The sequence below is a fragment of the Frankia sp. CcCS3 genome (genome assembly GCF_977927575.1).
This window is the reverse complement of sequence record NZ_CDWRCL010000158.1, coordinates 1-8,687: the sequence shown is the minus strand read 5'-3', so window position 1 is coordinate 8,687 and position 8,687 is coordinate 1. Positions and strand designations below refer to the sequence as shown.

The 8,687-nt window shown below is 69.6% G+C and carries 9 protein-coding genes and 1 pseudogene; 5 read left to right on the top strand and 5 right to left on the bottom strand.

Annotated features, from left to right (window positions below):
• Positions 1-21: 21 nt before the first annotated feature.
• Positions 22-378, top strand: coding sequence for an AMIN-like domain-containing (lipo)protein (locus tag AC08OQ_RS13885; RefSeq protein WP_476601463.1), 357 nt, complete (start codon positions 22-24; stop codon positions 376-378).
• A gap of 249 nt (positions 379-627) precedes the next feature.
• Here the strand turns inward: AC08OQ_RS13885 and AC08OQ_RS13880 are convergent, their stop codons facing one another.
• Positions 628-1,020: an SCO5389 family protein gene (locus tag AC08OQ_RS13880; protein ID WP_462189038.1), complete on the bottom strand. Its 393-nt coding sequence runs from the start codon at positions 1,018-1,020 to the stop codon at positions 628-630.
• Between the two features lie 399 nt (positions 1,021-1,419).
• On the opposite strand from AC08OQ_RS13880, the gene AC08OQ_RS13875 reads away from it, so the two are divergent.
• Genes AC08OQ_RS13875 through AC08OQ_RS13860 form a run of 4 tightly spaced genes read left to right on the top strand, consistent with a single transcriptional unit; the run spans position 1,420 to position 5,177 of the window.
• Entirely contained in the window at positions 1,420-2,415 is a 996-nt protein-coding gene (locus AC08OQ_RS13875) for a metal ABC transporter solute-binding protein, Zn/Mn family (RefSeq protein WP_476601462.1), read from the top strand.
• 34 nt (positions 2,416-2,449) lie between these two features.
• Positions 2,450-3,358: a metal ABC transporter ATP-binding protein gene (locus tag AC08OQ_RS13870; protein WP_476601461.1), complete on the top strand. Its 909-nt coding sequence runs from the start codon at positions 2,450-2,452 to the stop codon at positions 3,356-3,358.
• Positions 3,355-4,278 (top strand): metal ABC transporter permease, encoded by a 924-nt coding sequence (locus tag AC08OQ_RS13865; protein WP_476601460.1) that lies wholly within the window; start codon positions 3,355-3,357, stop codon positions 4,276-4,278. The genes AC08OQ_RS13870 and AC08OQ_RS13865 overlap by 4 nt, the downstream gene beginning before the upstream one ends.
• Complete coding sequence (locus AC08OQ_RS13860) at positions 4,275-5,177, top strand: metal ABC transporter permease (protein ID WP_476601459.1); 903 nt, start codon at positions 4,275-4,277, stop codon at positions 5,175-5,177. Before AC08OQ_RS13865 ends, AC08OQ_RS13860 begins: the two co-directional genes overlap by 4 nt.
• Positions 5,178-5,241: 64 nt before the next feature.
• Here the strand turns inward: AC08OQ_RS13860 and AC08OQ_RS13855 are convergent, their stop codons facing one another.
• From AC08OQ_RS13855 to AC08OQ_RS13840, 4 genes and pseudogenes are all read right to left on the bottom strand, one after another.
• Positions 5,242-6,396, bottom strand: coding sequence for a TetR/AcrR family transcriptional regulator (locus AC08OQ_RS13855; RefSeq protein WP_476601458.1), 1,155 nt, complete (start codon positions 6,394-6,396; stop codon positions 5,242-5,244).
• Between the two features lie 100 nt (positions 6,397-6,496).
• Entirely contained in the window at positions 6,497-7,681 is a 1,185-nt protein-coding gene (locus AC08OQ_RS13850) for a lipid-transfer protein (protein WP_476605445.1), read from the bottom strand.
• Between the two features lie 157 nt (positions 7,682-7,838).
• Positions 7,839-8,057 (bottom strand): hypothetical protein, encoded by a 219-nt coding sequence (locus AC08OQ_RS13845; protein ID WP_476601465.1) that lies wholly within the window; start codon positions 8,055-8,057, stop codon positions 7,839-7,841.
• A gap of 105 nt (positions 8,058-8,162) precedes the next feature.
• Positions 8,163-8,339: pseudogene (locus AC08OQ_RS13840) on the bottom strand (SigE family RNA polymerase sigma factor); the annotation flags it as partial.
• Positions 8,340-8,687: the final 348 nt, after the last annotated feature.

Genomic DNA, 8,687 nt, shown 5'->3' with positions numbered 1-8,687 from the left:
TCCACAGGCCTGTGACCTGCGATGATGCTCTCGATCACGTATTTGTTACTTCATTACGTCCCCAGAGCCGAGTACGTGCCGAGATCGGGGCTGATCCAGGACGGATCCGGTAACCGGGTCTTTGTGCTGGGACGATCCTTCGTGAAGGTCACCTTCCACAACGCCGCCGCACACAACCTCGAAGGTCAACCCACCGCTCCGAGGAACCTCTTCCCTCTCGGCCGGACAACGAATGTCGTCCACGTGAAGCGGGGCGGCGACTTCGAGGGTGTGGTGACCTACTACCTCGGGCTGTGTGGGCACAGGCCAGCACCGCCCGCGCATCCGACCGTGAGCAGCGTGGGCCGCGACGTCATCCTGAGCATCCCAACGCGGTAGCGGTAACACGCCACAGCGCCCTGTCCCGTTGCGCGATCGACGCTTTGGTGTTGGTGGCGTCGATGAACGCGAGGTAGGAGGTCCGTCTGCCTCGACGCTCCCCACGATCGACGCCATATTGCGGGTGGTACCCGATTCTGATCAGGGGGCCAGGCGGGCCGGTGGATGAACGTCCAGGACAAATCAGATACAAAATGGACAACACCGGCCCGCCGGGCCATCGAGATTAAAATATCCCGGGAGCCCAGGCTAGCAGTTGACGAACTCCGGTTGCTGGTTGAGGACCTGGCTCTCCGGGGAGATGAAGCGGCGGTACTGCTCGCCGCCCGTGGCCTGGGGGCGGAAAGCGGCCAGCCGATGGCAGTTCTGGAAGGCTAGCGCCACGCCGAAGTGCCGTTCCAGGGCCGCGCGTATCGAGGTGCTGGCCATCGCCCGCAACAGCTGTCCCTGCTCGGCGTCGTCCGCGGGCGGGGTCTGGTTGTCGGCGAAGTCGCGGGCTGCGGTGGGCAGCTCGCCGGCGAGCCGCTCGACCAGTCCGTAGGCGTAGGGCAGGGAAGTGCGGATACAGGCGAGGAAGTCGGCCTCGTCGACGTGACCTTGTTCGGCCTGCTCCAACAGGTCGGGCGACACCGTCAGGGACATGGATACCTCCTGGGCTGGTGGCAGCGACAACGATCACCACTGTCTTGGATACAACAACCGTTGTCAATACCGACAGTGATACTCCGTGTGCAGATCGATTGCGCCGCGGCGGCGCACCCCGACACCCCGCCGGATCTGCCGTGCGATGCGGCGCGTCCCGCCTCCGTACACCCGGTGCACGCCCGGTGCGCGCCCCCGGTGGACGGCGCAGGGCGTCCGACCCGGCAAAGCATCTGGTCGATCATGCAGGCGGATGGGCGGATGGGCGGATGGGCGGATGGGCGGCGGGGAGGCCCGCCCCGCGTAATCGCCGACCGCTCGAACTCGAACTTGTAACGGTTTCCATTAGCCGCTACCTTTGCGAAAATGAATCCCGGTACTGCTAGCAGGTCCGGTCGGGTGACAAGCAGGGAGATCGTGGTGGATGGTGCACGGCTGGTCACGGTGCGGCGCTGGCGGGTGCGGCCCGGGCGGATGCCGCGCGGCCTGGGGGTAGTGGCCGCCGGCGTGGCGATGGTCGTGGCCGCGTGTGGGACGTCCTCGTCGGAGGACACCGGGACCGGCGCCACCGGCAGCGGGAAGATCGCTGTGGTGGCGGCCGAGAACTTCTGGGGCAGCATCGCCGCCCAGCTGGGGGGCGATCGGGTGGCGGTCACCAGCATCATCGACAATCCCGACGCCGACCCGCACGACTATGAGCCGACCCCCGCCGACGGCCGGGCGATCGCCGGTGCGCGGCTGTTCATCGACAACGGCGTCGGCTACGACCCGTGGGCGGGCAAGCTGGCGGCGGCCAACCCGGCGGCCGGGCGGGTGACGCTGACCGTCGGCGACCTGGTCGGCGCGAAGGACGGCGACAACCCGCATCGCTGGTACAACCCGGATGACGTCGCGAAGGTGATCGACCAGGTCACCGCCGACTACAAGAAGATCGACCCCGCTGGCGCGGGCTACTTCGATCAGCAGCGGGCATCCTTCACCGCCACGACCCTCAAGCCGTACACCGATCTCATCGCAACGATCAAGAAGAAGTACGCCGGGACGCCGGTCGGGGCCTCGGAGAGCATCTTCGAGATGCTGTCCCCGGCGCTCGGGCTGAACCTGCTGACCCCGCCGGCCTTCCTGCGCGCGATCTCGGAGGGCACCGACCCGACTGCCGCGGACAAGAGCACCATCGACAGTCAGATCAAGACCGGGGAGATCAAAGTCTACGTCTACAACAGCCAGAACGCCACCCCGGACGTGCAACGGCAGGTTGAGGAGGCGAAGGCGGCCCACATCCCGGTGACCACCATCACCGAGACGCTCGTCCCGGCCGGAGCATCGTTCCAGGAGTGGCAGGTCGCCCAGTTGGAAGCCCTGCGCGGGTCGCTGGCGCAGGCAACCGGCAAGTAAGTGGCAACCGGCACGTAAGCGGAAGGTAACGAGGATGGCGGCGGTGGCGTACCCTCGATCCGGCGGCTCGAGCGCCGAGGTTGACGAGGCGGTGGCGCCGGCCGGCAGCGACCGGCCGGCCGCATCGGCGGTGATGTTCGAGGGTGCGGCGGTTCGTCTCGGCAGGCGGATGGTATGGAGCGGGGTGAGCGTCGAGGCCGGCGCGGGGGAGTTCGTCGCGATCCTCGGTCCCAACGGCGTCGGTAAGTCCACCCTGCTCAAGGCGGCCCTTGGCCTGCTGCCGCTGGCCGCGGGGCGGGTGGTGGTGCTGGGCCGGCATCCCGGGCGGGCCCGCGCCGAGGTCGGCTATCTGCCGCAGCGACGGAGCTTCGACCCGTCGGTACGGATCCGGGGGCTTGACATCGTCCGCCTCGGTCTCGACGGCCACCGGTGGGGTCTGCCGCTGCCCGGCGGAGATCGCGCCCGGACAGCGCGGCGGCGCGTCGCCGAACTCGTCGAGCAGGTCGGCGCCACCGGCTACGCCCACCAGCCGATCGGCCGGCTGTCCGGTGGGGAGCAGCAGCGGCTTCTGATCGCCCAGGCGCTCGCCCGCCGGCCCCGGCTGTTGCTCCTCGACGAACCGTTGGACAGCCTGGACCCGCCCAACGCCGCCGCGGTCGCGGCCCTCATCCGCACTATCTGCCAGACGGCGGGGGTGACCGTGCTGATGGTCGCCCACGACGTCAACCCGATCCTGCCCAGCCTCGACCGGGTCATCTACCTCGCCGCCGGCGGTGCGGTCTCGGGCTCTCCCGCCGAGGTCATCACCAGTGCGACGTTAAGCCGGCTCTACCAGGCCCCCATCGAGGTGCTGACCACCTCCGACGGGCGCCTCGTCGTCGTCGGCCAGCCCGAGCCGCCCGCTGTACACACCGACCGTCATAACGGGACCGGCCATCTGTGATCACTGCGGCGGTGGTCGCGACCGACGCGGGCCTGTCGTGGAACCTGGTCCGCGACGTCCGGCAGATGTTCGCCTACCCGTTCATGGTGAACGCGTTCCGGGCCGGAACCATCGTCGCGCTGACCGCCGGGGCAACTGGATGGTTCATGGTCCTACGCCGCCAGGCCTTCGCCGGCCACACCCTCGCCGTGGCCGGTTTCCCGGGCGCGGCCGGGGCGATCTGGCTCGGCCTGGGCGCGACCTACGGCTACTTCGCCTTCTGTCTCACCGCGGCGCTGATCATTGCTGCTGTCCCCGGGCTGGGTGGGGCAGCCGGGCGGGCCGCGGAGTCGGCCATCATCGGTACCGTCCAGGCGTTCGCGCTGGCCTGCGGATTCCTGTTCGTCAGCCTGTACAAGGAATTCTTCGGCGGGGTCAACACGCTGCTGTTCGGCAGCTTCCTGGGAATCACCGACGACATGGTCCTCACGCTGACCGCCGTCGCCGTGGCGGTCCTGGCAGTGCTGGCGCTCATCGGGCGGCCGCTGCTGTTCGCCTCGCTCGATCCAGCTGTGGCCGCCGCCGCCGGAGCGCCGGTGCGGGGTCTGTCGGTGGTTTTCCTGATCCTGCTCGGGAGCACCGCCGCGGAGGTCAGCCAGATCACCGGAACCCTCCTCGTCTTCACCCTGCTGGTCATCCCGGCCGCGACCGCACAGGTCCTCACCACCCGACCGGCCCTCAGCCTCACGCTCACCGTGCTGCTAGGCCTGCTGGTCACCTGGGCCGGGCTGACCGTGGCCTACTACTCGCCCTATCCGTTCGGCTTTTTCATCACCAGCTTCTCCTTCGGCCTGTACCTCCTCGCCCGTCTCGCCGTCGGCGCGCGCGACCTGCTCGGCCGGGCCGCCCGCGTCCCCCGGACGACCGGAGCAGCAGCATGACCGCAGCCACGGCGGACACCGGACTGACCGCGATGTTCGAGCACCCGTTCATGCAGCATGCGTTCATCGCCGGAACGGGGATTGCTATGGCGGCCGGACTCGTCGGCTACTTCCTCGTCCTGCGCGCCCAGGTCTTCACCGCCGACGCGTTGTCCCATGTGGCGTTCACCGGCGCACTCGCCGCCCTGGCCACCGGGATCGATGCCCGCGTCGGCCTGTTCGCCGCCACCGTCACCGTCGGGTGCGCCCTCGGCGCGCTCGGCCCCCGCGGCCACGCCGACGACGTCGTCATCGGCAGCGTGTTCGCCTGGGTCCTCGGCCTCGGGGTGCTCTTCCTTACCCTTTACACCACCCACCGCAACACCGGCAACGGCACCGCCGGCGTCACCGTCCTGTTCGGCTCGATCTTCGGCCTGGACGCCTCCCACGCCTGGGAGGCTGCCATACTCGCCGTCCTCCTCTGCCTCGCCACCATCGCGATCGGGCGCCCCCTGCTGTTCGCCAGCCTGGACGGCGCGGTCGCGGCCGCCCGAGGTGTCCCCGTCCGCCTCCTCGGCGTCGGTTTCCTCGGCCTTGTCGGGGCGACCGCCGCCGAGGCCACCCAGGCCGTCGGTGCCCTGCTGCTCCTCGGCCTGTTCGCCGCACCCGCCGGCACCGCCCACCGGCTCACCGCCCGCCCTTACCATGGAATGATGATCTCCACCGCGGTCGCGGTCGCGGTGACCTGGGCCGGACTGACCACCAGCTACCTCGCCCCGCGGATCCCCCCGAGCTTCGCCATCCTTGCCCTCGCCACCGCCACCTACACCGTCACGCTGACCGTTACCCGGCTGGTCGCGGACTCGGGCTTGGCGCGGGCGGTGCGGCACCCGTCCGCGGACGCGCCTCGTTCGGCCTGATCGAACCCACCGGCGCCACCGGTGGCCACCGGCGCGGTCGCGCGCGGTCCGGGGAAGCGCCAGGTCAGAGCCCGAGCAGCCGGCCGCAGATCGACTCGACCGCGGCCGGCAGGCCCGGGTTGTGCCGCAGGTGCGGGGTGCGGGCCGTGTCGTTGGCGACGGAGACCGCGGCGTGCACCCGGATCCGGGCGGCGGTGGGATCGAGCTCGGGGTGCACGAGCCGGAGCAGGTGAACCCATTCGGTGAGGTAGTCGTGCTGGGCCCGGCGGGCGACGTGGCGTTCGTCCTCCGGCAGATGCTCGACCTCGGTGATCAGTAGCCCGATCAGGTCGTGGTGGGCCTGGGTGAACCGGAGGTAGGAGCCGAGCAGCCGGCGCAGGGCGTCGGCGGCGTCGTTCGAAGCCCGATAGATCGCGCTGACGTCCATCAACAGGGCGGCCGTGCTGCGCTGGAACGCGGTGCGCAGCATGTCCAGCTTGCTCGGGAAGTGGTGGTAGACGCTGGGGCCGGTGATGCCGACGGCGTTGCCGATGTCCTCGATGCCGACGCCGGCGTAGCCGTGGGTGGCGAACATCCGCACCGCCTGGGTGAGCAGCGCCTCGCGGCGGGAGGCCGGCCGCAGCGGCAGTCCGGCCGGTGGTGGTCCGGCTGGTCGCGGCGGCGATGCGGTGCGGGTGCCGGGCAGCGGGGTGTCCAGCACGAGGTCGGTGAGCTCGGCGAGCAGGTCGTCGTAGGCGGGCCGGGGCAGGTCCAGGTGGTGGAAGGACGGGCTTATCAGCACGGCCAGCATCGCCCAGGTGAGCAGGTCCGCGGTGGGGGGGTCGAGCTCGGGGCGGGCGGCGCGCACCCGGTCGGTGAGGCGGCGTCCGATCTCGCGGACCTCGGCGCGCAGCAGAGCATGGTCGTCAGGGGTCAGATGGCGGGCTTCGCGCTGCCAGAGCACGCCGATGTGGCGTTCGTCGAGGCAGCGGGCGGCGAGCCGGGCCGACGCCGTGGCGCGGTCGGTGCGGCCGGCACGGTCCGCGAGATCGAGATCATCGAGCAGGCGCCGCAGCGGGGCCAGGCCTGCAGAGATGACCTCGCGGAGCAGGTCCTGTTTACCGGAGAAGTGCCGGTACAGCGCGGACGGGCCGACCGCCACGGCCTCGGCGAGATCGGTCATGCCGATCTGGTCGTAGCCGCGGCGGGCGAACAGGTCCGAGGCGGCGCCGAGGATCATCGCTCGCCGGTTACGCGGGCGGGTGCCGCGCGGCGGCGCAAGCGTGCGGTCCGGCAGGACAACCCCCTCGGTACGACCCCCTCGGTCTCCGAGGTGCGAATCAGCCTACCTTCTCGTAGAGGGCGACCACGGCGGCGCCGCCGAGGCCGATGTTATGCTGCAGCGCCACGGTCACGTCCTCGACCTGGCGCTTGTCGGCCTCGCCGCGCAACTGCCACACCAGCTCCGCGCACTGCGCCAACCCGGTCGCGCCCAGCGGGTGCCCCTTGGACAGCAGCCCACCCGACGGATTGGTCACCACCCGGCCGCCGTAGGTGTTGTCGCCGTCGACGATGAACTTCTCCGCCGTGCCCTCCGGGGTCAGCCCCAGCGCCTCGTAGGACATCAGCTCATTGCTGGTGAAGCAGTCGTGCAGCTCCACCACGCGCACGTCGAGCGGGTCCACCCCGGCCACCTCGTACACCTGCCGCGCGGCGGCCGCGGTCATGTCGTAACCGACCAGGCGCATCAGGTCCCCGTCGAACGAGGACGGGGTATCCGTGGTCATCGCCTGCGCGATGATCGCCACATCGGCGCGCAGCCCGTGGGCGCGCGCGAAATCCTCGGAAACGACCACCGCGGCGGCCGCGCCACAGGTGGGCGGGCAGCACTGCAACCGGGTCAGCCAACCGAGGATCCGCGGCGAGGCAAGAACCTCCGCCACGGTCACCGGATCAGTGAACACCGCATACGGGTTGTTGGCCGCGTGCCGGCGCGACTTCACCGAGATCCGCGCGAATACCGCCGGGTCCATCCCGTACTTCTCGCAGTAGGCCGCGCCCGCACCGGCGAAGTACCGCGGTGCGAACGGCACCCCCTCGACCTCGCCCTGCACCTTGGTGACCACTTCGTCGAACCGCCCGAAGGCGTTGGGCCGGTCGTCCCACTGCATCGTCAGCGCGCCGCGCCGCATCTGCTCGAACCCGAACGCCAGCACGCAGTCCGCCGCCCCGGAAGCCACCGCCTGCCGCGCCAGGAACAGCGCCGACGACCCACTCGAGCAGCTGTTGTTCACGTTCACCACCGGCGCCCCGGTCATCCCCACCCGGTACAGCGCCTTCTGCCCGCTCGTCGAGTCGCCGTACACATAGCCGGCGTACGCCTGCTGGACCGCAGCCAGGTCGATCCCAGCATCGGCCAACGCCGCCCTGACCGCCCCCTCGGCCAGCACGTCGTAGCTGTCGCTCCTGCTCGGCGTCGCGAACGGCACCATGCCGACGCCCGCCACCATCACCCGACCGCTCATCATCGCTCCATGGGCTAGCTGTTGTTCACTTAACACCGTGAGCACCACAGTAGCGCACGTCAAGGGGAGAGGTGTAGCGTAAGCGTGCTTGCGAGGATTCACAAGGTGGAGCGACGCGGGTGTGTCACAGCCTGCGGTCGGGCGACGTCCACACCGGTCAGTGGTTGAGCGCCCACAGGCCGACCAGGTTCGCGAAGGTGAAGACCACCGTGATGACGACGGCGAGGATGAGCCGCCTGCGGCGCTCGCGGCGGCGCCAGGTGGCCCGCGCCCGCCGGTAGGCGTCGGGCGACACGGGCACGCCGTCGGCGAGAGCGTCCAGGGCGTCGCGCAGCCGTCGTTCGGTGTCGTTGAGCGGCCCGGTGTGATACGTCATGTCTGGGACTCCATCGCGCGGGACAGCGCCGCCATTCCCCGGGCCGCATGGGGATTTCACTGCGCCGCAGGAAATCCCCATGACCGCGGCTATCTCGGATTCCTTCAGGCCGAGCCAGTGCCGCAGTACCAGGGCCTCCCGCTGGCGCGGCGAAAGCCGCTGTAACGCGACGACTACAGCTCGCTGTTCGTGTCGCAGCAGCGATTGCGTCTCCGCCGATTCTACCTGGCCTGATGGCCATTCCAGATGTTTTCGGACGACCTGGAGATGGCGTAGTTGCATTCGGGTGAGATTGCAGACTATGCTACGTAGATACGGCAGGGTGGCGGTCGAGTCCCGCAGTTTTCGGGGTCTTCGAAGTTAACCGGGGTGGGCGTGAGACCCCAGCCAGTTTGGTAACTGTGCGTAATGTTGGTTCGGCGTGGCCTGCTGTGACCTGATGTGGCATGCCTCGTGTCGTGACATGAATCGCCCACAACCCCTGGCGATCTTGGTGGTCCCCACGCAACCGAGAGGCCACGGAGCCACGGGCTTGGACGATCATACGAATGACGCGACGCGGTTGCTCGCCATCGACGGTCTGACGGTGTCGCGCGTCGAGATGCTCGCGGACAGGACCCGGCAGGCTGT

Excerpts from the sequence above, each read along its gene's own strand:
- AC08OQ_RS13855 (WP_476601458.1), bottom strand. The coding sequence starts at position 6,396 with ATGATCCTCGGCGCCGCCTCGGACCTGTTCGCCCGCCGCGGCTACGAC.
- AC08OQ_RS13880 (WP_462189038.1), bottom strand. The coding sequence starts at position 1,020 with ATGTCCCTGACGGTGTCGCCCGACCTGTTGGAGCAGGCCGAACAAGGT.
- AC08OQ_RS13845 (WP_476601465.1), bottom strand. The coding sequence starts at position 8,057 with ATGACGTATCACACCGGGCCGCTCAACGACACCGAACGACGGCTGCGC.
- AC08OQ_RS13860 (WP_476601459.1), top strand. The coding sequence starts at position 4,275 with ATGACCGCAGCCACGGCGGACACCGGACTGACCGCGATGTTCGAGCAC.
- AC08OQ_RS13870 (WP_476601461.1), top strand. The coding sequence starts at position 2,450 with ATGGCGGCGGTGGCGTACCCTCGATCCGGCGGCTCGAGCGCCGAGGTT.
- AC08OQ_RS13850 (WP_476605445.1), bottom strand. The coding sequence starts at position 7,681 with ATGAGCGGTCGGGTGATGGTGGCGGGCGTCGGCATGGTGCCGTTCGCG.
- AC08OQ_RS13885 (WP_476601463.1), top strand. The coding sequence starts at position 22 with ATGATGCTCTCGATCACGTATTTGTTACTTCATTACGTCCCCAGAGCC.